The 24829-nt window shown below is 46.7% G+C and carries 30 protein-coding genes and 1 other RNA gene; 8 read left to right on the forward strand and 23 right to left on the reverse strand.

The window, feature by feature from the left end; all coding sequences use genetic code 11:
• Positions 1-54: 54 nt before the first annotated feature.
• Positions 55-279 carry a WYL domain-containing protein gene (locus tag CHH53_RS05940; protein WP_095215207.1) on the reverse strand — a complete coding sequence of 75 codons (225 nt, stop codon included), beginning with the start codon at positions 277-279 and terminating at the stop codon, positions 55-57.
• Between the two features lie 114 nt (positions 280-393).
• Between CHH53_RS05940 and CHH53_RS05945 the strand changes: the two genes are divergently transcribed.
• On the forward strand, positions 394-741 hold the full coding sequence (locus tag CHH53_RS05945; RefSeq protein ID WP_095215208.1) for a YolD-like family protein: 348 nt from the start codon (positions 394-396) through the stop codon (positions 739-741).
• 19 nt (positions 742-760) lie between these two features.
• On the opposite strand, the gene CHH53_RS05950 is transcribed toward CHH53_RS05945, so the two are convergent.
• The 9 genes from CHH53_RS05950 to CHH53_RS05990 all read right to left on the reverse strand — a co-directional run bounded on the left by CHH53_RS05950 (position 761) and on the right by CHH53_RS05990 (position 9797).
• The gene (locus CHH53_RS05950) at positions 761-2161 is read right to left on the reverse strand and encodes an L-cystine transporter (protein WP_095215209.1); all 1401 of its coding nucleotides are present in this window, start codon (positions 2159-2161) and stop codon (positions 761-763) included.
• Positions 2162-2341: 180 nt separating this feature from the next.
• Positions 2342-4177: an LTA synthase family protein gene (locus CHH53_RS05955; protein ID WP_095215210.1), complete on the reverse strand. Its 1836-nt coding sequence runs from the start codon at positions 4175-4177 to the stop codon at positions 2342-2344.
• Positions 4177-5778 (reverse strand): aminotransferase class V-fold PLP-dependent enzyme, encoded by a 1602-nt coding sequence (locus CHH53_RS05960; RefSeq protein WP_095215211.1) that lies wholly within the window; start codon positions 5776-5778, stop codon positions 4177-4179. Before CHH53_RS05960 ends, CHH53_RS05955 begins: the two co-directional genes overlap by 1 nt.
• Positions 5779-5784: 6 nt before the next feature.
• Positions 5785-6381, reverse strand: coding sequence for a glycerol-3-phosphate 1-O-acyltransferase PlsY (gene plsY, locus CHH53_RS05965; protein WP_095215212.1), 597 nt, complete (start codon positions 6379-6381; stop codon positions 5785-5787).
• 130 nt (positions 6382-6511) lie between these two features.
• Entirely contained in the window at positions 6512-6727 is a 216-nt protein-coding gene (locus tag CHH53_RS05970; protein ID WP_095215213.1) for a YozE family protein, read from the reverse strand.
• Between the two features lie 110 nt (positions 6728-6837).
• On the reverse strand, positions 6838-7332 hold the full coding sequence (locus tag CHH53_RS05975; protein ID WP_095215214.1) for a dihydrofolate reductase: 495 nt from the start codon (positions 7330-7332) through the stop codon (positions 6838-6840).
• Between the two features lie 11 nt (positions 7333-7343).
• Positions 7344-8300, reverse strand: a complete 957-nt coding sequence (locus CHH53_RS05980; RefSeq protein ID WP_095215215.1) for a thymidylate synthase — start codon at positions 8298-8300, stop codon at positions 7344-7346.
• Positions 8301-8315: 15 nt separating this feature from the next.
• Positions 8316-8930: an HD domain-containing protein gene (locus CHH53_RS05985; RefSeq protein WP_095215216.1), complete on the reverse strand. Its 615-nt coding sequence runs from the start codon at positions 8928-8930 to the stop codon at positions 8316-8318.
• Between the two features lie 15 nt (positions 8931-8945).
• The gene (locus CHH53_RS05990) at positions 8946-9797 is read right to left on the reverse strand and encodes a DUF72 domain-containing protein (RefSeq protein ID WP_095215217.1); all 852 of its coding nucleotides are present in this window, start codon (positions 9795-9797) and stop codon (positions 8946-8948) included.
• 381 nt (positions 9798-10178) lie between these two features.
• Between CHH53_RS05990 and CHH53_RS05995 the strand changes: the two genes are divergently transcribed.
• From CHH53_RS05995 to CHH53_RS06005, 3 genes are all read left to right on the forward strand, one after another.
• On the forward strand, positions 10179-10379 hold the full coding sequence (locus CHH53_RS05995) for a cold-shock protein (protein ID WP_093728398.1): 201 nt from the start codon (positions 10179-10181) through the stop codon (positions 10377-10379).
• A 130-nt stretch (positions 10380-10509) separates the two neighbouring features.
• Positions 10510-11193: a queuosine precursor transporter gene (locus CHH53_RS06000; RefSeq protein ID WP_095215218.1), complete on the forward strand. Its 684-nt coding sequence runs from the start codon at positions 10510-10512 to the stop codon at positions 11191-11193.
• A gap of 12 nt (positions 11194-11205) precedes the next feature.
• Positions 11206-11604: a ribonuclease HI family protein gene (locus CHH53_RS06005; protein WP_095215219.1), complete on the forward strand. Its 399-nt coding sequence runs from the start codon at positions 11206-11208 to the stop codon at positions 11602-11604.
• Here the strand turns inward: CHH53_RS06005 and CHH53_RS06010 are convergent.
• Positions 11591-11872, reverse strand: a complete 282-nt coding sequence (locus tag CHH53_RS06010) for a DUF6123 family protein (RefSeq protein ID WP_095215220.1) — start codon at positions 11870-11872, stop codon at positions 11591-11593. The two genes, CHH53_RS06005 and CHH53_RS06010, sit on opposite strands and share 14 nt — an antisense overlap.
• A gap of 190 nt (positions 11873-12062) precedes the next feature.
• On the opposite strand from CHH53_RS06010, the gene CHH53_RS06015 reads away from it, so the two are divergent.
• Positions 12063-12593 carry a hypothetical protein gene (locus tag CHH53_RS06015; RefSeq protein ID WP_095215221.1) on the forward strand — a complete coding sequence of 177 codons (531 nt, stop codon included), beginning with the start codon at positions 12063-12065 and terminating at the stop codon, positions 12591-12593.
• A 40-nt stretch (positions 12594-12633) separates the two neighbouring features.
• Here CHH53_RS06015 and CHH53_RS06020 read toward each other — a convergent pair whose 3' ends face one another.
• From CHH53_RS06020 to CHH53_RS06070, 11 genes are all read right to left on the reverse strand, one after another.
• Positions 12634-14124 carry a carboxypeptidase M32 gene (locus CHH53_RS06020; protein WP_095215222.1) on the reverse strand — a complete coding sequence of 497 codons (1491 nt, stop codon included), beginning with the start codon at positions 14122-14124 and terminating at the stop codon, positions 12634-12636.
• A 15-nt stretch (positions 14125-14139) separates the two neighbouring features.
• Entirely contained in the window at positions 14140-15273 is a 1134-nt protein-coding gene (locus CHH53_RS06025) for a THUMP domain-containing class I SAM-dependent RNA methyltransferase (protein WP_095215389.1), read from the reverse strand.
• A 94-nt stretch (positions 15274-15367) separates the two neighbouring features.
• Positions 15368-15741: RNase P RNA component class B (gene rnpB, locus CHH53_RS06030), an RNA gene on the reverse strand.
• 61 nt (positions 15742-15802) lie between these two features.
• Complete coding sequence (gene gpsB / locus CHH53_RS06035; RefSeq protein WP_095215223.1) at positions 15803-16165, reverse strand: cell division regulator GpsB; 363 nt, start codon at positions 16163-16165, stop codon at positions 15803-15805.
• A 75-nt stretch (positions 16166-16240) separates the two neighbouring features.
• Positions 16241-16810: an SLOG family protein gene (locus CHH53_RS06040; RefSeq protein WP_095215224.1), complete on the reverse strand. Its 570-nt coding sequence runs from the start codon at positions 16808-16810 to the stop codon at positions 16241-16243.
• Between the two features lie 76 nt (positions 16811-16886).
• Positions 16887-17297 carry a CotD family spore coat protein gene (locus CHH53_RS06045; protein WP_158221499.1) on the reverse strand — a complete coding sequence of 137 codons (411 nt, stop codon included), beginning with the start codon at positions 17295-17297 and terminating at the stop codon, positions 16887-16889.
• An 80-nt stretch (positions 17298-17377) separates the two neighbouring features.
• Entirely contained in the window at positions 17378-18418 is a 1041-nt protein-coding gene (fni, locus tag CHH53_RS06050; RefSeq protein ID WP_095215226.1) for a type 2 isopentenyl-diphosphate Delta-isomerase, read from the reverse strand.
• Between the two features lie 292 nt (positions 18419-18710).
• On the reverse strand, positions 18711-18872 hold the full coding sequence (locus CHH53_RS17300) for a hypothetical protein (protein ID WP_158221500.1): 162 nt from the start codon (positions 18870-18872) through the stop codon (positions 18711-18713).
• Positions 18873-19133: 261 nt separating this feature from the next.
• Positions 19134-19550, reverse strand: a complete 417-nt coding sequence (locus CHH53_RS06060) for a cytidine deaminase (RefSeq protein WP_095215228.1) — start codon at positions 19548-19550, stop codon at positions 19134-19136.
• Between the two features lies 1 nt (position 19551).
• Positions 19552-19935: a DUF1798 family protein gene (locus CHH53_RS06065; protein ID WP_233134877.1), complete on the reverse strand. Its 384-nt coding sequence runs from the start codon at positions 19933-19935 to the stop codon at positions 19552-19554.
• A 45-nt stretch (positions 19936-19980) separates the two neighbouring features.
• Complete coding sequence (locus tag CHH53_RS06070; protein WP_095215229.1) at positions 19981-20196, reverse strand: hypothetical protein; 216 nt, start codon at positions 20194-20196, stop codon at positions 19981-19983.
• 134 nt (positions 20197-20330) lie between these two features.
• Here CHH53_RS06070 and CHH53_RS17130 point away from each other — a divergent pair, with 134 nt between their 5' ends.
• The gene (locus CHH53_RS17130) at positions 20331-20444 is read left to right on the forward strand and encodes a spore protein (RefSeq protein ID WP_304442495.1); all 114 of its coding nucleotides are present in this window, start codon (positions 20331-20333) and stop codon (positions 20442-20444) included.
• Between the two features lie 17 nt (positions 20445-20461).
• Here the strand turns inward: CHH53_RS17130 and CHH53_RS06075 are convergent, their stop codons facing one another.
• Positions 20462-21424, reverse strand: coding sequence for a DUF2515 family protein (locus CHH53_RS06075; RefSeq protein ID WP_095215230.1), 963 nt, complete (start codon positions 21422-21424; stop codon positions 20462-20464).
• A 91-nt stretch (positions 21425-21515) separates the two neighbouring features.
• Here CHH53_RS06075 and recU point away from each other — a divergent pair, with 91 nt between their 5' ends.
• Both recU and CHH53_RS06085 read left to right on the forward strand, forming a co-directional pair.
• A complete protein-coding gene (gene recU / locus CHH53_RS06080; protein WP_095215231.1) occupies positions 21516-22124 on the forward strand; it encodes a Holliday junction resolvase RecU in 609 nt (202 codons plus the stop codon).
• Positions 22124-24787 carry a penicillin-binding protein 1A gene (locus CHH53_RS06085; RefSeq protein WP_095215232.1) on the forward strand — a complete coding sequence of 888 codons (2664 nt, stop codon included), beginning with the start codon at positions 22124-22126 and terminating at the stop codon, positions 24785-24787. The genes recU and CHH53_RS06085 overlap by 1 nt, the downstream gene beginning before the upstream one ends.
• The last annotated feature ends 42 nt before the right edge of the window (positions 24788-24829 follow it).

Raw genomic sequence — 24829 nt, forward strand, 5'->3', positions numbered from 1 at the left:
CCTGAGTTTCCCTAGTAATCTATTCAGAAAGGAGACAGTGGTGCATGACAGGGGTCAAGAAGACATGCGCCACCTGTCATGGTGTTTGATTGGCTGAATGGCAAGGATGCGATCCATCCGGAAGGTGCGCAGCTGCTTCCGTAAATAGCAATATCCTGTAACGGATGCTTCATTGATCTTTTCAATCTTGACCTGGCGTTTTGTCAAGGAGCCATCTTTCGCCATATAGATCATCGTGACCTGCCGTTCCATGAATCTTATCAGTGATGCTCTGTCCATTGGGATCCCCGCTTTCTGTTCCGAGTTCATACAAACATTATATAAAAACGTATGTTCCGTGTCACTTGAAAAAGAACATGTGTTCGATTATGCTGATAGCAGGAGGAATGACATATGGTGAATGATCGCGGTAAAATCAAATGGACATCTTTGATGCTTCCAGAGCATGTGGAAATGCTGCAGCAAATGGGACGGGAAATCGGGACGGCAAAGCCGCCGATCATGGATGAGCAGCAGCTGGAAGAGCTGGAGCAGAAGGTACGGGAAATCGAGGTGGGGAAAACGAAGGTATGTATGCTGTATAGAAAAGGGCGCCAAGTAGAAAATGCCCGCGGAATCGTGACTGGTCTGAAACGATCTGAACGATATTTGCTTCTGGATACAAAGGACGTTTTATATCCGCTCCGCATCCCGTTCGACCATATAATAGATATTTCATTGCATGGAAAAAACCGCTCCTGACAGGAGCGGTTTTTTGCAGTCAGCCTGCTGCGCTATCCGCGGCAGCTTCAGTGGAACGGTATGTTTTTGTGTCCAATTCCCCAAGCGTACGGCTTGTCACCAATCCAGAGACCATGGATCCACTTACGTTCAGCGCTGTCCGCCCCATATCGATCAGCGGCTCGATCGAGATCAATACACCTGCCAAAGCAACCGGCAGATTCATCGTGGACAGGACTATCAAAGAAGCAAAAGTGGCTCCCCCTCCGACACCGGCAACACCGAATGAACTGATCATGACGACAACGATCAACGTCGCAATGAAGGATGGGGATAGTGGATTGATGCCTTGGGTAGGTGCAATCATGACAGCAAGCATGGCTGGATAAATACCCGCACATCCGTTTTGCCCGATAGTGATACCGAAGGAGGCCGAGAAATTGGCGATCGATTCCGGTACACCTAATTTATTCCTTTGCGCCTCGACATTCAGCGGCAAGGTACCCGCACTTGTACGGGAAGTAAAGGCGAATGCCAGTACTGGCGTGACTTTTTTGACATATTGTTTCGGACTGAGTCCCATTATGGTCAGGATGAGCAAGTGAACCAGGAACATGGCAAGCAGCGCAACATAGGAAGCGATGACGAATTTACCCAGTGTCGCGATGGCTTGGAAGTCGCTCCCTGCCACTGTCTTTGCCATTAAAGCAAGAATTCCGTAAGGTGTCAGGCGCAATACCAATGTAACGATACGCATGACAAGACTATGCAGCGAGTCGATCATTTTCTGGAAGAATGCAGCTTGCTCCGGATTCTTCCTCTTCACCCCAAGGTAGGCTACCCCTACAAACGCTGCAAAGATGACGACCGCAATCGTGGAAGTGGCTCGCGCCCCGGTCAGATCCAAGAATGGATTGGCTGGCAGGAATTCCAATATCTTTTGCGGTACAGTTGTGCTTTGCACTTCTGTCAAGCTGCTTTCCAATTCTTCCCCGCGTGTCAGCTCCGCATCACCAGTTGCAACATCGATTGCTTTCAGATCGAATCCTGCAGCCGACGCGATACCGATTGCTGCAGCGATGGCGGTCGTCACCATCAGAGTCCCGATGACAAGTCCGCTTATCTTCCCGATATTCGATGATTTTTCAAGTCTGGTGAACGCAGCTACAATCGAAATGAACACAAGCGGCATGACGATCATTTGCAAAAGCTTCACATAACCGCTTCCCACCAAACCGAACCAGTCATTCGTCATGACGAGGGTCTCGGAATCGGGCTCATAGATCAGCTGCAGTACAACGCCTAGTATGATCCCGAGTCCCAGCCCGGTCAGCACGCGCTTGGAAAAGGAAATGTGCTTCTTCTGCATATAAAAGAGCACACCCAATAAGGCTAATAAAATAATGATATTCACAAACGTGAATAAGTCCAATTTGATCATCCTCCTTATCAAATTATATAATTCCTATGAACTTAGTGTGAATAGAACCTATATACAATAGCATGTTGGAAACATTATGTAAATATAAAAGCTGCATCTAAGGGATAAGGAAAGGAGAAGATTCTCACTCATCGCAGGCTGTACCATAAAAAATCCGCCCCTTGGCGGAGCGGATTTCATTCAATCAGCGAAACGAAGCAAATCACCATTCAAGATGGCGTCCGAATAATATAGTTCTTTATTCCGTTTATCAAAATACGGGGAGCATCTATTCATGTTTGTCTGCTTGATAGAGGCCTTATCATAGCAAAGCTGTGCCGTATAAATGACGTCTTCTGTCACGAAATCACCGTCGCGGAAGACAACGAAGGGATCACGCTCGTCTGCAAGCAAATCCTGGCCGAAATTCGGAAAGTCGGCTGTATCCACTCCAAGCAGATGCAGGATTGTGGGCTGTATATCGATTTGTCCACCAGGACTATGGAAGGTTCCCCCCTCCTGGCCAGGTACATGGATGATCAGTGGTACCTGCTGCAGATCGATCTTCTCCGGCACTGACAAATCCTCATCCAGATAGGATGCGATCCCGTCATAATAGTTTTCGGAGATTCCATAATGATCGCCGATGAGGACAATGATGGAATTCTCGTATAATCCAGAGCGTTTCAATTCGGCAAAGAATCCCTTGAGCGCTTCATCCTGGTAACGAACAGTCTGGAAGTAGCGATCCACGACATTCAGCCCTGTTTCCGCTTCGTCCAGTAAAACATCCTCTTCATCCAACAGGAAGGGAAAATGATTGGTAAGCAGCAGGAACTTGCTGTAAAATGGCTGCTCCAATTCAAGGAGATAAGGGATTGACTGATCGAGGAAGGCTTCATCTTTGATGCCGTAATTCACCGAATTCCCAGCCGACACTTCATAAGCATCCTTGGAGAAGAATGCATCATAGCCGAAAGCATCGTATGCTTCCTCCCTATTCCAAAAACTGCCGACATTGCCGTGGAAGGAAGCACTCTGATAACCAGACTCCCCTAAAATTTCCGGCATGGCGATATATTCATTTTCCGGACGCCTCACATAAACGGAACCGCTGGCGAGTGGATAAAAGGATTGATCGAACATGAATTCAGCATCCGACGTCTTCCCTTGCGCGGTTTGATGGTAGATTTGGTCGAAATAGAAGCTGTCCTCCATCAAGCTGTTCATGAAGGGGGTGATTTCCTCCCCCTTCACTTCCCTGCCAATGACAAACTGCTGCGTTGATTCCAGGTTGATCAGGATGACATTTTTTCCTTTTGCAGCACCAAAGTACGGGGACACGATATCGGTGTCGGCAGAATCCAGATACGCTGCAGCCTTCTCATAATCCTTTTTGGTCGCAAACGTACTGCTGAGCTCAGCACGCACGGTTTGATAGATATCATAGCCGTGATAATAAACAGGTCCGAGCGCACTCACCATCGCTGGGCGGTTATGGCTGCCATCATGCTGGTCCCCCGCCCCGATATGGGAGATTCCGACATTGATCCCGATCAGCAGAGCAGTGAGGCTTGCCAATAGCCCTTTTTGCTTGCGCTTGAAAGGGAGGGCTTTTGGTCTTTTGAGAATCCACCATGATAGCAGGAACAATGTATCGGCGAACAGAATGAGATCGAGTGGATCCATCAGCTCAGCCGTGCTCTGGCTAAGGCCACCGACATTCTTGAATTGGAATAGTATCGGCAGCGTGACAAAGTCGATATAAAATCGAAAATACAGCAAGTTACCATAAAGAATCCCGGTTAAAATGATATGCAGGAGCAGGAATGCACCAGCCCGCAGTTTTCTTGCAAACAGATACAGCAGTAAAAATAAAAGGGCGATCGACGACAAACAGGACAGGAATAATTGGATGTAGTCGAAAGGTTCATATAAAGGCAGCCCAAAATAGATGATGCAAATTACATACATCTTGCCTAACAGGAAAGCTGCTCCTATCGAACAGAATCCCTTGGCGGTTGTGAAAAAGTTCATCAAGCGAATGATTCCTTCTTTCCGATCAGATTGGAAAGTGTATCAGTGACGCGTTCCAAATCCTCCTCCTGATGATGCCCCATGACGGAAAGCTGCACCCAATTGCGTTCGATGAGGTAACTGCTATTGCAGCTGATCAAATAACCTTTTCGGGCGGCTTCCCGGCCGATGACGTCCGCACGAAGCGCTTCGGGCAGGACGATGGTGACAATGCCAGGTGCAAACTCCGTTTCTGCCAAGATTCTCAGTCCCTTCTGCCTGCATAATGCGATCAGTTTCCCTGTCAATTCCTGAACTCGCTTTATCAGTTCCTGGTTCTCCCATTGCTCGATTGCTGCCGATAAAGCATCTATCAGATTGGAAGAGTGAGTGAATGGGGCACTCTCATGTGCATGGTAGAGACCCAAATCCAAATAACGCGGGATATTATCCGAAATGGGGATTGGATGATGATAAAAGACGAAAGCTAAACCGGCATAGGAAGCCAGGCCTTTCCCGCTGCCGGCAGTTGCCATATAAACGCCCCGTAAATCGATCGGCACATTGCCAAGGGAGCTGCAGCAATCAAGGATCAATTTGCTGCCGTTCTTCTTTGCTATATTTTTCAACTGGTCCATGTCCTGCAGCACCCCTGTGGATGTTTCCGTATGGACTGCCCAAATCCAAGCAGCGCCACTTGCTTTTGCTTGTGTCGATACATGCTCATAATCGAAGGTTTCCCCCCATGGGATTTCCACTGTGGCAAACCGCAGACCCGCCCGCCTGGCATGATCTGTCAGTCTGGCACCGAATTCTCCACTTACAAGGATGAGGCCATTCTGATCTAGATTGCGCAGCTGGGCTGCCACGGCATCATTTCCCAATGTACCGGATCCGAGCAGGATCTGGACATGAGCTGCTTGTGTAATATTCCTTAGCTTCGTGCGAAGCTGGTCGAGCTGTTCAAGAAAAGCAGGCGCGCGATGGGAGCATGCCGTCCCTCCCATCGCTTTTTTCACTTGCTCTGCCATCGGCACCGGCCCAGGCAAAAAGCTGATCGGATCTTGTCCGTTGCGAAGTATGCGCTGAAAGGCCCGTGCTTTCTTCTGGAACAATGCTTCGGTCACATACATCGGCTGGAACTGGGCAGCCCCGGCGCCCGTCAATGGTCCGAATGGGACGAACCCCATATGTTTATATAACTTCTGCTGGCGTAAAACCCCGGAAATCACGGCCATATCAAAACCATTTTCCAGGCAGTATCGAATGAGGGCCTCAGCCAGCCGGAAGAATACGAATCCATCCCGATATGCTTGTTCCACGGCGAGCAGCCTTATTTCGCATTTGGCTGCATGAGGAGGCAGGTAGCGATCCAAGCTGTCCAATTTTTCATCCAGCGAAAATGGTCTGGTGGAACGGATGGCAATCATTGCAACGACTTTCTTGTCGTCAATTCCGATAATATATGTATTTTCCTCATTGAACCGATCGATTCTCCTGCGTTCCTGATTGACTTCGTGCTGGGGAATCTCTTCGGTGAACGTCCGGTAGTTGAGGGTGTGTATCTGTTCGAATTCCCATGGTTCGGTTGCGATTTTGTATTGTAATTGCGTCGAATTCATCGTATATCACCTTTCGTTACGTAATAGCAAATAGCTCCAGGCAGCTTTCAAATGCGTACGATGGGCTGCCAAAATAAAGACAGTCACTACAACGTAAACAGCGATTGTCAGCATATCGAAACGTAAAATCGGAAGCAGGACGGCTGTGCAGCCATAGGCGAGCAGACCGGAGATGCTGAATCTTCTGACGATAAGATAGATGAATAGGAAGATCGCAAGCAGCAGGAGGGTTGCTTGATGGGAAAAGATGATAAGTGCCCCCAGGGACACAGCGATTCCTTTGCCCCCCTTGAAACGGAGCTGAACCGGGAAAATGTGACCCAATACTGCTGCAATGACACTCAAACCTGCAATAAGCTCCGTCTGTCCGCTCTCGCGAACGAACAGGACAGCAAGCATCCCCTTCGCTAAATCGAATATAAGTACCAAAAAGAAACCTTTCTTGCCCATTGCCCTGCCTGCATTCGTCGCGCCGGCATTCCCGCTGCCAATCGTCCGGATATCTATTCCATGCTTCCATTTCATCATATAATAGGCTGCATTCAGCGTTCCGAGCAAATAAGCCAATATGACACTCACTAAAGCCAAACCGATATATTCCATAAACTTACACCACCTAGCGATATTTCCATAGTATAAATAAATTCCTGAACTTTCAATGTAATTTGCCGAAATTTTACCTGGGATGCCAGAAAAAAATGCCTGTATCTGGTGATACAGGCATTTTTTTCATTTATTCTGTTGTTTCATATGTCCGCCATAGCCGATCAAAAACCTGCAATGCTCCATGGAAAGGGCTATTCCATTCCAAGTACTCACTGATTTCATCATAAGATGTGCTATGCTTCGGAAAATTATGGTCCATAAATATCCAGTCGGCAAGTTTACTCTCATCCGTCGGCTTTCTCCGTCCCCGGTATGTCATCATAAAATGGTAAAAAGACCGCATTCATTCACCTTCTTTCTGCACTGCTTCACTTTTTTCTCCAAACTGGATAATAGATTGTCAATGCAATCAACAGGAAAAAGCAAGCAGGTGGCAGGAATACATATAACATTTCAGTTCTTCACCCGATCATATTGGATGAAGTAATAATCATAGGGATTTTTTTCATCCTTTATACCTTTTTCACGCTTTGTTTCCACCCAATCATCCAAAGGAAAGTCGGGGAAATAGCGATCTGCCGGGAAGCTTTCCTCTATATATGTCATATAGATACGGTCAGCAATATCCAATGTCTGTGAAAATATCTCACTTCCACCGATGATGAAGATTTCCTGTTCAGGATGCTTGTCCGCTAATTCCTTCACTTCGTCGACATCATGCAGGACAGTGACATCTTCTGATTTAAAAGCTTTATCCCTTGTAAGGACGACATTGTCCCGATTCGGCAATGCACCATTCATCGAGTCTAGTGTCTTTCTCCCCATTACGATGATTTGATTGGTCGTCTTCTCTTTGAAAAAACGCAAGTCACGCGGAAGATGCCATGGCATGTCATTTTTGTATCCGATACCCCGGTTCTGATCCATTGCAAATAACAGCGAAATCATACTGTTCCTCCTTAAACGGCAACAGGTGCCTTTATTGCCGGATGCGGTTCGTATCCGATGATTTCCAAGTCCTCCATCGACGCATCAAACACGGAGCTGAAGCTTTCCTTGATTTCCAAGGATGGCAATGCTTTCGGTGTGCGGCCGAGCTGCGTTTCCACCTGTTCAAGGTGATTCGAATACAGATGCGCATCACCGATCGTGTGGATGAATTCCCCTACTTCCAATCCGCATTCCTTGGCAATAAGATGTGTAAGCAGGCTGTAGCTTGCTATATTGAATGGGATGCCAAGGAAGATATCCCCGCTGCGCTGATACAGCTGGCAGGAAAGCTTATTGTCGGCTACGTAGAACTGGAACATCGTGTGGCATGGCGGAAGTGCCATCGTCGGGACATCCTCTGGGTTCCAAGCGGACACTATCAATCTTCTTGAATCCGGGTTTTTCTTGATGGTTTCAATTACATCTTGCAATTGATCGATGCTGTCCCCTTTTGTCGTTTCCCAGCTCCGCCACTGCTTGCCATATACATCTCCAAGATGTCCGAAGCGTTCGCTGAAAGCATCATCGGTCAGGATCAGCTGCTTGAATTTCTCCATCTGACTTTCATACATGACCCGAAACTCTTCATCCTGCAGGGAGCGGCGGCCGAAATCGGTCATATCCGGACCGTCATACGCATCACTTTCCACCCAGTTTTTAAAAGCCCATTCATTCCAGATGTTATTGTCATGCTCCAGCAAATAACGGATATTCGTATCTCCCTTGAGGAACCAGAGCAGTTCGCTTGCAATCAGACGGAATGGGACACGCTTGGTTGTCAGCAATGGAAAGCCCTGCTGGAGATCAAAGCGCATCTGATAGCCAAAAACCGAAACAGTGCCCGTGCCTGTACGATCTTCTTTCTTGGTGCCATTTTCCAAAACATATCTGCATAAATCCAGATAGGCTTGTTCAGAAGTTTTCATAAAAATATCATTCCTTTATCGTATATCGTCACACGGCATATCCCATTCCGCAAAGAACTGATCCAGGAAATCCTGCATGAAAGCATGCCTGGATTCAGCAATATGTACAGCTGTTTTCGTATGCAGTGTTTCTTTCAATTTTAACAGTTTATCATAAAAATGCTGGACACTCGACTGCTTTGGGTCATTCGGCCAGTGGATGAGACGGCTGGCTGCTCCCCCGAAAGCAAATGTCCGGGCAATCCCGATGGCGCCGATCGCGTCCAAACGATCCGCATCCTGGATGATCCTTCCTTCCAAAGAATCCGGAATCCGTCCTTTACTGAACGAGATCTTCCGGCAAGCCAGGAAGATCTCCTGTATGATGTCCTCTTCCATTCCGATACGGCGCAGGAATCCCTGAGCCTCGGCCACTGCATCTGCAGGCTCGTCAAATAGCTTATGATCTCCAATATCATGCATCCAGCCGATCGCTTCTGTCAGGAACGGATCGGCACCTTCGGCAAATGCGATTTTCCTTCCCATCTTGGCTACCCGTTTCATATGATAGAAATCATGTCCTGTCGCATCTTTACGGAAGATGGTGTATGCATAACGCTCCATCTCCTCCAGTTGTTCCATTTGCTCCATCGTTCATCGCCCTTCCTAATCGAATAAGTTCAGTTGTTCCGGCGGTGGATCCGGCAGCTTCTGGCCGAGGAGCTGCATCATATCCTTGGCATTATCGCTGGCATCGCCGCCTGAATTATTGTTGAATAGCAGAATGACACGTTTGCTCGATTGTTCCAAGGCAAGCGCGAGTTCCCGCCATTCTGTCAATTCAGTCTGATTATATCGGTAAAGAAAACGTACTTTACGCCAATCCTCCCGCCCGTTCTGGTTCCACCCATGAACATTGCGGCCGTGGAACCGGACAAGTGTAAGCTGCTCATTCGTGGAAACCGGCACAGCAGGGACAGAGCCGCTCCCTGCTTGCGGTTCATCGCAAACTGTATGTATGAATTCAAGTTCCTGCAGCAAGCCGAGCGTTCTTTCCCGGTATTCCTCTGCATACCAAGACTGATGTCGGAATTCGATCGCTACCGGCAGTCCCTTTGTAAGCTCACGTATATAACGCAGCCGATCGATGCTCGCCTTCTCCACCTGGAACCAAGGAGGAAACTGGAAGAGGATGGCAGCCAGCTTGCGAGCTTCCACGACAGGCTGAATCGATGCCAAAAAGTCATCGAATAAGGAAGCTGCTTCCGAGCGAGTCATTTTTTTTCGGCTTTGGCCGGTCATATCCTGATGCGCTTTGATGATGAATGAAAAATTGTCCGGTGTCTCTTGCACCCATTTCACATAATTGCTGATTGGCTGAATAGCGTAAAAGGAAGCATCCACCTCGACAACATCAAAATGTGTCGCATATGTTTTTAATTTTTGTTGTCTTGCTTTTGTATCTGGATAAAGTTTGTCGTGGTCACCCCATCCGGTAACGCCAATTTGAATGGTCAACCGTCTGCCTCCTTCCGACAAAATACGATCAACTACATTGTAATGGAATCCTTACTCCCCTTCAACGAAGATCCTTTCTTGACGAAAAAACGCGTTCCTGTCGCAAATTGACAAGAAAGAAAGGGCGATAAACCATTTCAATTCACCCGGAAAGCGATTACTTTCCCAACAAATCCTCGTTTTTCCCTACTTGACGCATTTTTCAAAATAAGCTATATTTGTGACAAGCAAACAAGATGAGCGGAATACGAACGTCGGCAGCTTGTTAGAGGAGCTAAAGTAATTCCGCCCCTCTAGCAGACTGCCTTTTTCAATTCATGCACGTCTTTTTTGTATTATCTCATGCGTTTTCTGTGAAACGTCTTTAGGAGGATAAGGAATATGCCAAACGGAATTGTAAAATGGTTCAACGCTGAAAAAGGTTACGGGTTCATTCAAGTAGAGGACGGTAACGATGTGTTTGTACATTACTCCGCCATCCAGGAAGAAGGCTTCAAGAATCTTGAAGAAGGTCAGGAAGTATCCTTTGAAGTGATTGAAGGAGAAAGAGGACCTCAAGCAGCTAACGTAGTAAAACTATAATATAAGCGCAAGCGGCAATCCTCGGGATTGCCGCTTTTCTGTATACGGAATCCTTCCATAAGTTGCATGCTCTGGGAAAAGCGCGTATACTCTTCCATTGTCTAAGTAAATTTCACTAGGAGGAGCCGCATTGCATAACGATTTACTTTGGATTGCTTTTTCCATCATCAACTTCGCCCTGCTGCTGATCATGTATCGGCTATTCGGACGCCTTGGGCTGTTCGTTTGGGTAGGCATGGCGACGGTATTGGCAAATATACAGGTGACGAAGACAATCGAGCTGTTCGGTTTGACTGCAACAATGGGTAACATCATATATGGAACCATCTTCTTGGCTTCAGATATACTGAACGAAAACTATGGGAAGAAAATCGCCAGGAAAGCTGTGGGCCTCGGCTTCGCTACCTTGATCATCATGACTGTCATCATGCAGTTTGTGCTATTGTTTGATCCAGCGCCAAGCGACTTTGCCCAATCATCCCTCCGTACGATATTCGGATTCATCCCCCGAGTTGCACTGGGAAGCCTGATTGCATTTGCCATCAGTCAATATGTCGATGTTTGGCTGTATGCACTGGTCAAACGTATGCTCCCTGATGATAAATTCCTTTGGGTGCGAAATAATGGAAGCACGATGCTCAGTCAGCTGCTTGACACACTCGTCTTCTGCACAATTGCTTTCGCCGGGGCTTATGAAGGCTCCGTTTGGCTGGAAATCTTCATTTCGACGTATGTGCTGAAATTTGTGGTCAGCATCATCTCTACACCGTTCCTTTACGGAGCAAAAAGAATGTACAGGAATATCAACAATTAGGAGGGATGGGGATTGATCGAGGTCTATACCGATGGTGCTTCCAGCGGCAATCCAGGGGAAAGCGGAGCTGGGATCGTGGTCATAAAAGAAGGTGTCCGCAAGACATACAGCATTCCGCTAGGGATGATGTCGAATCATCAAGCTGAATTCTGGGCCATCATCAAGGCTTTGGAAATCTGTCGTGAAGAGCACCCTGAAGCCATCATTTCCTTACGTTCGGATTCCCAGGCAGCCGTACAGGCAATCGATAAGGAATACACAAAGAACAAAGAATTCCGTCCATTATTAGAACAAATAATGGAGCTGAGCCGGGTATTTCCTTATTTTTTCATCAAATGGATACCGGAAAAACAAAACAAAGCAGCCGATCAGCTTGCACGGGAAGCAATCCGCAGACTCATTGATAAGTAAGCTGGAACCCTTTTCTCGCAAGCAGATCTTCTGCTTGTTTTTTTGTCTGCACCCCTTCTTCCCCGATCAAATCCAGTACACTTAAGTAGAAGCTGCCGTCAAATGCATGCTGGAATCTAAGTGTGACCTGAAGTGCGACTACCACTTTCCAATCAGGCGCATTTGCATAGTTTTTTCCGAAATAGATGAACTGTACATCTTCATCTGTCAGTTTAAAGCCTTTCGCCCATAAATCATCCAAAAAATACGCCAAGCTTTGTTTCTTCAAGTGCAAAACCCCTTTATCAGAATCCGTTTTTAATTATAGCATTCTTGTTTCCGGTTTCAACCGAATCTTGAAAATTCCCTTTTTCTACATTTATCAGATTCTTCCTATTCTTTGAACATTTCTACTAAGTATTTACAATTCAAAAAGTTAGCATTAAACTAATAAAGCCAATCAGAAAGGGGATGTTAGCGTGAAAAAGCTCATGTACTTGCTTGCGTTAACGGCTATCGTAGCCATCTTTGCAACAGGTTGTTCAAGTGCCGGATCACAAAGCGAATCTGACAGCGGTTCAGAAAAAACAGAAACGACCGATGTCAAAAAAGAACTTCTTCGTACACAAATGGATTTCACAGCAGATTTCAGAGCTTATTACGCACCGATTGCAGCTTATCAGACTGCTCTGGCTGATGAAGCTTCCACAGACGATGTAATCAAGACTTCTGCTGAAGCAGCTAAGAAAGCAGCAGATGAAGGTGCAGCAAAGCTTGCTGATTATGATCTGGAAAGCAATCTTCCGGATGAACAGAAAGAAACATTCACCAAATCTTTGGATTCGCTGAAAGCTTATTTCGAGGAAGTGAGCAAAGCAATCGACGCTTCTGAAACAGAGCCGAACTTCGATGCAGCTCAGAAGCACTTCGATACCTTCCAGTCCGACTTGGAAGGTATCTATAAAGATGCCGGTCTGCAAGTACCAGACATGGCCGCTGCTTTAAGCTAATAAAAGGAAAAACGATGCAGATAGACTCTGCATCGTTTTTTCATAGCTGGTAGATTTTGCTGTATTTCTCCGTCAGATAGGATACGAGATAATCGGCATTCAAACCCTCGCCTGTCACATCCTGCAGCAGTTCCAACGGTTTCTTCGCTTTCCCGTATTGATGGATTTTTTCCGTCAGCCATTGCTTGATCGGCGCAAACTCGCCTTGTTCAATCAATTGATCGGTATCCAAGGTTTCCTGCATCTTCGCATGGAATTGCGCCGCATACATATAACCCAATGCATAGGATGGGAAATAGCCGAAATCACCGCCGGACCAGTGAATGTCCTGAAGTACGCCTTGGGAATCACTTTCCGGAACGATACCGAGGTATTCCTCCATTTTCCTGTTCCAGATTGCCGGCAGCTCGGCAACCGTAATCTCATCCTTGAATAAAGCCTTCTCCAATTCATAACGAATCATGATATGCAAAGCATATGTCAATTCGTCAGCCTCGATACGGATAAAGGATGCCTTCACCTCGTTGACTGCCTGATAGAAGGTATCAAAATCGATTCCTTGCAAAGAAGCAGGTGCATACGTCTTGAATTCCTCGAAATGACCTTTCCAGAATGCCTCGCTGCGGGCAACGAAATTCTCCCAGAATAATGACTGTGATTCATGGATTCCCATGCTCGTACCACCTGCCAAAGGAGTGGCAGCTAGTTTTTCGGCTATATTCTGCTCATAGAGTGCATGTCCGCCTTCATGGATCGTACCGAAGACTGCCATTCGGAAATCTTCTTCATCATAACGTGTCGTGATGCGGACATCTTTTGGATTCAGCGTGATTTCAAACGGGTGAATGGTATCATCCAATCTTCCCGCCTCGAAATCATAGCCCATTTTTTCCAGGACGGAGAGGGTGAATGCCTTCTGCTGTTCCTTCGAAAAATGTGTCTGGAGGACGCTCACATCGGGTTTCACTTCAGATTGCTTGATTCGTCCGAGCAAATTCGTCAGTGATTTCCGCAATGCCGGGAACACTTCATCCAATGTTTCCATTTTCACGCCTGGTTCATATAAGTCCAGCAGGACATCATAAGGATGCTGATCGGCATTCCAATAGGAGGCAAATTTCTTCTTATAGGCAATCAGTTCCTCCAAATACGGCTGGAGCAACCGGAAATCCCCCTTCTCCCTTGCTTCTCCCCATACAGTTTCAGCTTTGGATTGAAGCATGATATAAGCCTTATACTCTTCTTCAGGGATCTTCCTGTTGCGGTTGTATTCCTTTTCGCTCTCAGCCAGGGATTTGATGAGAATCTCATCCTCTGCACTTTGCTTCAGCTCGTCGATCAGGTCCTTTAGTTTGTCAGATGTGGAAAGTCGATGCGCCTGCTGCGATAAATAGCTGATCGCCTCGGCACGGTATTCCATGCCGGCTTTCGGTGCTTTTGTCCGTAAATCCCAATGCATGAGGGCTATCGCCTCTTCATATGCTTTTTGTTCCTTGATCAAGTCCCAATATTGCTGTGTTGCATCTGACATACCATCCGCTCCCTTTTACATATGTTTACCGAAATACTGATAATAATCGGTTTTGATGAAACCATTGAAAAGCTTACGTTTCTTAGTTGCCTTCTTGCCATAGAAGGATTCGAAGCCTTCATGCGAGGTTAAGATATAGCCGCTCCAGGACGGGTTATCCTGCATGATACCGCCAAGCTCTTTATAGGCTTTTTCCACCTGCGGGCGATCTCCCAATCTTTCCCCATATGGCGGATTCGTTATCATATAGCCATTGTCCTGCTTCGGATTCCAATCTGCCACTTGCATCTGTCTCCAGTTGATTAATTCCCCAAGGCCTGCTTCGATACTATTTGCCTTCGCGATTTCCACCATTTTATGATCGATATCCGAACCGGAAATTTGGAGCTGCTGGTCATAATTGGCCAAATCCTCTGCTTCTTCAAGGGCCTTTTCCCAAAGATCGGATTTCACCCAATGCCAATTTTCAGCATCAAATTCGCGGTTGAAACCAGGTGCGATATTCTGACCGATCAGTGCGGCTTCGATGGCAATCGTGCCGCTGCCGCAGAATGGATCATGCAGCGGGAATTCCGGACGCCAATTCGTCAAAAGCACCATCGCAGCTGCAAGGGTTTCCTTGATTGGTGCTTCACCTTGTCCAACGCGATAGCCGCGTTTATGCAAACCGGTACCGCTCGTATCCAATGTCAAGCTAACAGTATCCTTCAAGATAGCTACTTCGATTCGGTGTCTTGGACCGGATTCCTCCAGCCAGGAAGCAATGCCGTATTTCCGTTTCAATCGTTCCACTACGGCCTTCTTCACGATGCGCTGACAATCGGGTACGCTGTAAAGCGTTGACTTGACACTCTTGCCGATGACTGGGAACTCCCCAACTTCCTGTATGTATTCCTCCCACGGCAGCGCCTTTGTCTGTTCAAAAAGTTCATCGAAAGTAGTTGCCTTGAATTCACCGACGAGCACTTTGATGCGGTCGGCAGTGCGCAGCCAAAGATTACAACGGGCAATGGCAGATGGATCTGCCTTGAATAAAACCTTCCCATTGTCGACTTGCACTTCTTCATAGCCCAGCTGCTTCACTTCACGTGCAACGACAGCTTCCAATCCCATCGCAGCAGTGGCGATCAGGGTCACTTGCCTGTTCATCATGTAAAACCTCGCTTTTATGTATTAAAAAGCCCTCTCTAGCTGAAACCAGTTAGAAAGGGCTGTTCGTTGTATACAGTGGACCAAATGAATGTTCTGTAAGCCATGTTCTGTACCGATGCACTGCGAGCGGTGGTCAGCCTCGTACAACGGCAGTAATCATCTATCTACAAGCTCATCGCCTGTCCCTTTTTAGGTTGAATTCCCATAATCAAGGGTGCCCCTACCAACATTTGGGTTGCTCACTCGCGGGGTTTACCTCGTTCCACTCAGCAAGTTTCCAAGCTGACTACGTCACTGTGGCACTTTCAAGACATGTCGGCCATATCCGAAGACTTAGGCGTTCTGCCTGCCGTTAGCATTGCTGCTACCTTGGCTTATGAATTCGCCAAGCACGAACACTACAAGCATCTCAGCTTGTGTGAGCATGGACTTTCCTCTGCATTGCTGCAGCGATTACTCAAACATTCATTTTAAGTTGCTTTCCTATTGTACGAGGTTAGGCGACAATAGTCAAGACCATCCGGCATCAAACATCATTCTCGGCGAACTTTTTGCCGAAAACGGCCTTTTCCAGATTGGACAAGCGTTTCAGTATATCATAATTCACCTGATGGTTCGTTTGTGTCTCCCGTACAGCTGCAGGCTGTGCTGCCTGTTCCTTCGGCTGCTGTGCCGCTCTCGATTGCGGTCTGCTTTCGTTTGAGAGCTGCTGCTTCAATCGCTCATTTTCACTTTTCAATCGATCGATTTCTTTTTGGAATGTTTCATAATCCTGGATGATTTTATCCAGGTATTCATCGACTTCATCTTGATTATAACCGCGCATAGCGGTTTTAAAGTTCTTTTCAAAGATATCTTTTTGTGTCAGTTGGATATTTGCCAATGCCATACACAAGTCACCTCATTTATACGATTGTATATAAGTACATTCTTTCAAAATCAACCGGGATTGTCAATTTTCTTCTCAAGTCTGATCCCAATAGGATGGATCGTTCATTTGTTCCCGCTCGACCGTGTCCTGCAAATCCAGGGCAGTTATATAGTAAAGCTCATAATCATGGGCTTCCTGATAGCTCTGCACTTCTTTGAGGAAGAAATCCACGCTGCCTGTCTGGTTCTCGTCATACATGACAAGTGCCGCCTCGGTTTTCGACAGCATCCATTTATCTCGTGCCTTGAACTGATAGGGGCCTTTATAGTCCCCATCATATATGGGCTGGTAAAAGTCAGCAAGCATGATCACTTCCTGGTAGTCTTCCTGCAGTTCCTCCGACCATCGCGCATCTTGATTATCAAAGGGCGGTATGACAGCCAACCGGATGTCATACCCCTCTTCCTTCAAATCAAGCACGATCTGCGCTGCCCACAGCTCCACACCCGTCTGGCCCGACAGCAGCACCCATTGCAATCCGGATTCAATGAGACCGATCAGCTTGTCCCGTATGGTTTGCTTGATATAATGCACACGCGGATCACTCATTTTAAAGATTCCCATTTCATAGTGCTTGTATCCTGTGACGTATAAATTCTTCATCCGGGACATGCTCTCCTTTTCTTTTGCTGTTTCTATCTAAACATAAAAGAGCCGGCATACGCCAGCTCGATAACGATCAATACCACTTTTTCTGAGATGGTTTTGGTTTAGGTGCCATTTGCGGCTGCTGCTCCGGCATTGGCTGATACGTTTGCGGGCTCACTTGCTGCGGCATGTGCATCGGCATATGCTTCATAGGTCCGCAATTATGGCATGGATTCGGACGAGGCGGAGAGTTATGAGTCGGGCTGAGATGAGTTTCTTCCACTGATTGCTCATTCGCAAAAGAAGTCGTATGCGGATATGCATGGACATTCTTTACTTTATGATGGTTGACCACTGTTGTGTGGACTGGGTGTATATGCTCAATGACCTCTTCGGAATATGTGTGTTGTACATTATTCATGACAGGGTCGACAAATGTCTTCGTACCGCAGTGTACAGTATGCTGCGGCTGCATCTGCGGACAGCAATGTCTTTTACGCATGTTCTTTCCCCTTTCTGTATTGGATTCCCTATAACATATGAAAGGGCGAAAGAACATGTACTATGACAACAACCTAATTTTCAGGTGTTTACCCTGATTAACCTGTCCGTATTTTTTAAAGCTTCCAAGTCCTGTACACCGATGCCGAACATACTGATCCGAAGCTCCAGCTCCAGCTGCTCGAAACGCTCGATCAGCGCCTCTGCAGAATCGACAGCTTCAGGAAGTATCGAACGTCCGTATCCTGCCATATCAGCACCTAATGCGATGGCTTTGGCAGCATCCACGCCATTGGTGATTCCGCCGCTTGCGATGAGGCATTCTGGCGGCTGTGACAATCCGCTGAGCTGCTCGACGCTTTGAGCTGTAGGGATGCCCCAATCAAGGAAAGCTGAAGCAGCTCGTTGTTTGATCGGATTCCGGGAACGGTATTTTTCCACCTCGATCCATGAAGTACCGCCAGCACCAGCGGTATCGATGAATTGCGCACCTGCTTCGATCAGCTGTCTGCAAGTGTCCGGCGCAATCCCGAAGCCAACTTCTTTCACCCCGATTGGTATATCCAGTTTTTCTGCCACTTTTGCGATTTTTGTCAATAAACCGCTGAAATCAGTATCTCCTTCATCCTGGAAAACTTCCTGCATGCTGTTGAGATGAAGAACGATGGCGTCTGCACCTGTCAAACGAACGATTTCACTGCATTCTTCCGCCCCATAACCATAATTCAGCTGCACAGCGCCGATATTCGCAAAAATAGGGATGGTCGGAGCTTGTTCCCGAATCTGGAAACTGGCAGCAGCGGTTTTATTCTCCAGTGCCACCCGACTGGAGCCAAGGCCTAAAGCCCATCCCTTTTGTTCAGCTGCCAAGGCTAAATTCCTGTTGATTTCATGTGCACGCGGTGTACCGCCTGTCATACTGCTGATCAGAAAAGGCACTTTCACCTGTTTATCCAGAAACTTAGCGGAAGTATCAATCGATGCAAAGCTGATTCCAGGAAGAGCCTGATGCTCGAATCGGTAATACTCAAAACCAGTCGAGATCCCTTTTCCCTGCACTTGTTCGTTCAACGTAATATGTATATGTTCATCCTTACGGCTATGTATGGATCTTTCTGTCATCCTGTTATCCCCCTGGTTCCTGGAGCTATCCTTATGATTTGTTTGGGCTGTCAAATTCCCATCAATAGTACCCATCCGTGCACTGCCTCGTATGAACCGCAAAATACCAGCATATGATGCGTGTCCTGATTGGGAAATATGGAAAGCTTATCGTTTGACTCATACCGCTGGCAGGAGCAAGTATCACAGCATCCGCATCTGGGAAAGCACAAAAAATTATCGACTATATCCCATAACGCTTTTCAAAAAATTCAAGGTGAATGCCTTATTATAATGGACAGGAATAAGAAAACTATGTTAAGCCAGCTGTATAGGCTCCTGACAGCTCCATCTCGATAAGCGTATCACAGGCATAATCACCATTGATAGTCAATATTAGGTCGCTGAAATTTCCCGCGTCAAGCTTCTGCCCTCCATTCCCCGTCACTCCTCTGCTCAAGATGAAAAGCGTCAATCGCAATATATCCTGCCCTTTCATTCATGGACGGAGCAGACACGCGGACCCGTTCCTCATTGAGCCTGCCAAGACGGAATTTCCTCTCCAACAAGAGCTTCCTTTAATGTCTCCTTGCTGCAGAGACTGTCAAGGAGAGCCGGCAGAGCCCGTTGCATGGCAGGTTAAAGCAGATCTCCATGCTTGAAATCCCTCAAGATGCTATGCGCTTTCGATAAAAAAGATCTAAAGCTTGTGCGCTTTAGATCTTTTGGGCGAGTGTCATTTTGCCGCTTTTTCGTCCGAGAACAAATCTTCTGGCTGGAAAGAGAACGGAAGCAATTCTTCCATTGTAATTGTTTTTGAAACTCCGTTCATATTTGCGATGTGGATAACGGCATCATGAGGGAAGAATTCGGCCATCACCTGTCTGCACGAACCGCATGGCGGGACTGGCCGCTCGGTATTCGCTACCACGGCAATCTCCGAGAATTCCCGTTCCCCATTTGCGATTGCTTGGAAAATAGCGGTTCTTTCGGCACAGCATGTCACTGGATAAGCCGCATTCTCGATATTGCAGCCCTGATACACATTCCCCGACTTTGTCAGGACAGCCGCCCCCACTCCGAACTTGGAATAAGGTATATATGCCCTTTCCCTTGCTTCCTTCGCTAATTCGATCAATTCCTCTTTCGTCATGTCATTCTTCCTCTCCGTCGTTTCCTTCTAATCTGTCCAGATCTTCATCAAGCAATTGGATGACGTAACCGATCGATTGGTGATAATCCATATATCGTTCGGAACGGATATCTATGTAGTAGCTATGCAGGATGATCAGATGGACATTCTCTTCTGTTGATTGGATTTGCTGCGGATGCACACTCACATCGCGCTGCTGGACAAAATCTGCTGCAGAGTGATGCCATTTTTGCAGCAGCTCATACATCGGTTCTGTTTCCCTCTTCACCAAATCGAAGAAGGCTCTATCATGCTTATCACTTGGCGGCTCCTCCGTAAGAAACCGATTTTTCAGACGGGTCAGCATGCCGGAAAGCTGCTTGTTATATATGCGTAATGTCGTCAATGAAATCCCTTCTCTGCTTATCGTGTTGTTCTATTATACAAGCAGTCAGGCTAATTTACCATGCTCATGACTCCATTTAACCTGCTTTCTATCCAGATATGACTCGACTTCAAGCACTCTTTCTATCAAAGGCTGCTTCCATGCCATCCTGGAACGGTTTGCCTGTACGGTGAGTCTTTGATCCAATCTTCTGTAAGTGCCGGCGAGCTGGAACAAGGCCAGCTGCAATTCTTCCTTCGTCACACCATTTTGCTTGTTCATCCGTATGCCCCCTTTTTCTTTAGGTTTCTGCCACGGGAAGCGTTCTCCTGCACAACTGACAAAACAACAAAAAATACGCGTGCATCCGCATGATTCAGAGCTCTTTCGCCCATCCTAACAGTAAAGGAGGGTGAATGATGAAAAAGCAGGAAAAGAAGACATCGACTGGCCAGAAACGCCCGACAGCCCGCACTGCCGGTGACGGATACGATAAAAAGCTTGATGGACCGAATCGTCCTTCCATATAAGAGCAAAAGCAAAGCGATCACCAGACCGCTTTGCTTTTTTTCTTGAAGAAGATAGCAGCGAAAGCCATCACTTTCCGCTTCCAATAAAATACGGTGCCTGTCGGCCGAAAATCCTTATCCGCCGGAGTCATCATCCAACTTTGCTTGATGCCCCCATTCCTGTACCAGTCCTTGCGAATAATATCCTTGTGTGAAATGACTGGATAGCATTGATTTAAAGAGCTGCTGCCAGCTGTTCTAAAACGGCTGTAACGCTCATAATCATCTCGAGATGCAGTATGGGGCGTCTTCCTGGCAAACTGAAGAAATTCCGGATGAAGACGGTCATGAAAGAGCAGCTGGCTCAGCTCCTTGCCCATCCGTATCCGATCATCCACACTCGTAAAATGATGTGCATATAATCCATATAATCTCCCATCCAAAGTCGGGAAAAACACTGCATTCAAACGAAAAAAATCCTGCAGCCGATACGGCCATCTCCTGAAGATGTGCTCTTGATAAAAGGACTGGACGATGACAGGCGATCCAATGACATGTTGTTCATTGATGATCAAACTGTAAAGCAAACGCTGACCGTCGTTTTCATCCAGGTACTGCCGCCATGCTTCCCTCATAAAGGCGGATACATGAAAATGCTGCAGATGGCAGATCATGTCGATTTTTCCTTGCTTATGAGCCTCATAAAGCAGCAGCTGCGGATAGGCATCGGAGAATATCAGCCAATTGGCGCGCTCATATAGGGAAAAGAGTTGTTTTCTGATACGGGCAGACAATAAGCATCTGTACATATCCAGCTGCAGATCGGTCATGTTCCAACCCGCATTCCTGGAAACCATCGAGGCTAAAAACGCCCATCGTATCTCTGGATTTGCTTCATAAAAAGCTTGATAAGCCATCGTTCTTCGGATATTATCTAAATTTGCAGCAGCTGTTTTCTCTTCGATGGAAGCAAGCAAGTTCGCTCTGTCAGTAAATGTCATCGAATTGCCCCTTTTATTAGTTGAGTTACAGACGCAAAGTGAAGTATTCTAAGGATTATGGTATGATCATTCCTATAGCGGGGGGAAAAACGTGCAATATCCTAATGGGAAAAAGACCATCAGACAGACTGCTGCATCAAGGCTTTCACAGCATATCGACTTTGGCAACAGGGGGATGACTTTAGAGCAAGATATCAATGAAACAAACGAATATTATCTTGCCCGGCAAAAAGCTGTCATTCACAAAAAACCGACCCCTGTGCAAATTGTACAAGTCGATTATCCAAAACGAAGTGCAGCGGTCATAAAAGAAGCGTATTTCAAACAAGCATCCACTACGGATTATAATGGCATCTATCGTGGAAAATATGTGGATTTTGAAGCGAAGGTCACGAAAAACAAGACCAGTTTCCCTCTCTCCAATTTTCACGAGCACCAAATCACCCACATGCAGCATGTCTGCAGCCATGGTGGAATTTGCTTCGTGATCATGCGTTTCACCGCACATGATCAAACATTTTTTTTCGAAGCAGAGAAACTTTTTCCGTGGTGGAAACGTCAATATGATGGAGGAAGAAAATCCATCCCTTATGATATCATTTGTAAGGAAGGTTTTCTGATTCCGATGAAGTATCAGGCAAAGGTCGATTATCTGCACATCATCGACCAGCTTCATTTTAGAACGGAGGAAGAGGAGTAATGGCAGAAAAGGGCCAATCTCGTGCATCAAGACGAAAACAGAAAAAGAAAAAAAGACCTATTTGGAAGAAAATATTGCTTACGATTGTCTTGATAGGTGTATTATGCGTCATAGCTGGCGGAAGCGTGTTCGCCTACTATGCTGCAACAGCGCCTAAATTGGACGAAGAGAAATTATCCGACCCTGCTTCAAACATCGTCTATGACATGAATGGCGATGAATTTGCAGAACTGGGATCGGAATCCAGGCGAAAAGTAAACTATGATGAGCTGCCTCAGCAGCTGATCGATGCTGTCACGGCAACGGAGGATTCCCGCTTCTTCGAGCATAATGGAATTGATATCATCCGTACCGGCGGCGCATTGATCTCGAACATTAAAAATGGCTTCGGTGCAGAAGGCGGAAGCACAATCGACCAGCAGGTCATCAAACGCTCCTTCCTATCACCCGAGAAAACCATTAAACGAAAAATGCAGGAATGGTGGCTTGCCTTCCAGCTCGACCGTAAATATTCAAAAGAAGAAATTCTGGAAATGTATTTAAACAAAGTATTCTACGGTCAGTATGCATATGGAGTCGCCACGGCAGCGGAAACGTACTTCGGCAAGGACGATCTAAACGATCTTACCCTTCCGGAAATAGCTTTGCTGGCTGGATTACCGCAGCGCCCTACGGCATATAACCCATTCGAAAATCCTGATTTGGCTCAGGAGCGCATGAATACCGTACTTGACTTGATGGTGCAGCATGAAAAGATCACACAGGCAGAAGCCGATGAAGCGAAAAAGACGAAAGTCGAAGATTTGCTTACTGAAAAGCAGCCGCAGCAGAACAAATACGGTGCTTTCCTTGATCAAGTGCAAAAGGAACTTAGTGAACGATTTGATGACACAGATCTTAACCTAGACGGCATGAAGATTTATACGACTTTGGATCCCGATGCACAGGAGACAGTCGAAAATGCACTAAGTGAGGACAGCGGCATCGTTTGGCCGGATGAGGAATTACAAGCTGGTATCACCCTGCTTGATACGAAGAGCGGAGCAATTCGTGCAATCGGCGGCAACCGGAACAACGAACTCGGCGGATTCAACTATGCTATCCAAGGTGATGGACGTCAGCCAGGATCGGGTATGAAGCCCATTTTGGATTACGCCCCGGCATTTGAAAACGGAATCTATACATCAACGTATGAACAAATCCATGATGAACCTATTACGATCGGCAACTGGAGTCCGGGCAACTATGACGACCAGTTCCATGGCTGGATGAGTGCAAGGACTGCATTGGCAAAATCTTATAATATTCCAGCAATCAAGACATTCCAAGCTGTTGGAGCTGAAAACGCAGAACAATTTGCAAATGGTTTGGGTCTGGAATTCAAGGATGGCATCAAGAACGGAGATAGTATAGGCGGAGCAGCTCAATTCCATACTATCGATATGGCTGGTGCATATGCGGCATTTGGTAACGAAGGAATTTATACAGAACCCTATGCCATTACAAAAATCGAGTTCAGCGACGGAAGCACTTTGGATATGAAACCAGATTCCGAAGCTGCAATGAGTGATTCCACAGCTTATATGGTCACTGACATGATGCGCTCTGTCATGACAGAAGGTACTGGAACATTGGCTAATGTACCTGGATTGGATATTGCCGGTAAAACCGGTACGACGAATCTGGAAAATCAAGAAGGCAGCCCGGATTCCTGGATGAATGGCCTGACGACAAACTACACCCTATCCGTCTGGACTGGTTACGATAAAGGTAATAAGGTAATTCAGGATGGAAATGGTGTCATCGGTACAAATGTCGCCAAATACCTGTTCAAGCAAATCATGACTGAAGTGCATGAAGGCAAGGATACGGAAAGTTTCAAAAAACCCAGCAGCGTAGTGGAGGCGAAAGTCGAAAAAGGCTCTCGCCCCGCTGCTTCCCCTAGCAGCGGAACCCCCGCTTCCGAGATTTTGACGGAGTTATTCCTGAAGGGCCACTTGCCTGGTGCCACTTCCGAAAGATATGAAGAAGAAATCGATCCGGTGACCGGACTTTCTGCAAGCTATGACGAAGCAAGCAACAGCATCAATGTCAGCTGGAATTATGACGGTGATGCAAGCTTCAGTGTAAGCGCCGATCCAAACGGCTCCCAGACTACTTCGGATACTTCGGCTGTGATTGAGAACGTCGAAGCTGGACAAACCTATAGCATTTCGGTTACGGCTTCCGTCGATGGGGAAACCAGTGAAGCGAAAACGACTTCCGTCACTGTTCCTGGCGAAGATGAAAACGCGGAAGAAGAAGAAAATCCGGATGAAAATGCCGAGGATCAACAGGATCAGACGGAAGAAGATCAGCAGAATGAGGACGAGCAGGATCAGGATCAAAACGATGATCAGAACCAAGACCAAAACCAAAACCAAGATCAAAATGCCGATGAAAACAGCGGACAGAATAACGACAATGCCAACAATAATGGTAATAATGGCAATAGTAATGGCAATGGCAATGAAAATGGTAACGGTAATGGTAATGAAGACTCTGGTCAGACTGGGGATTCTGGCAGCACGGAAGGTGAAACCGATCAAGGTGATCAGGGCGACGAATCCAATCAAGATGCTGAAAATGGTACAAGCCCTGACGATTCAGAGTCTCAGCAATGATGAAACTATAAAAGGCAGTCACTTCAAATTGGAGTGACTGCC

The organism is Terribacillus sp. 7520-G, from assembly GCF_002271665.1.
Lineage (GTDB): Bacteria > Bacillota > Bacilli > Bacillales > Amphibacillaceae > Terribacillus.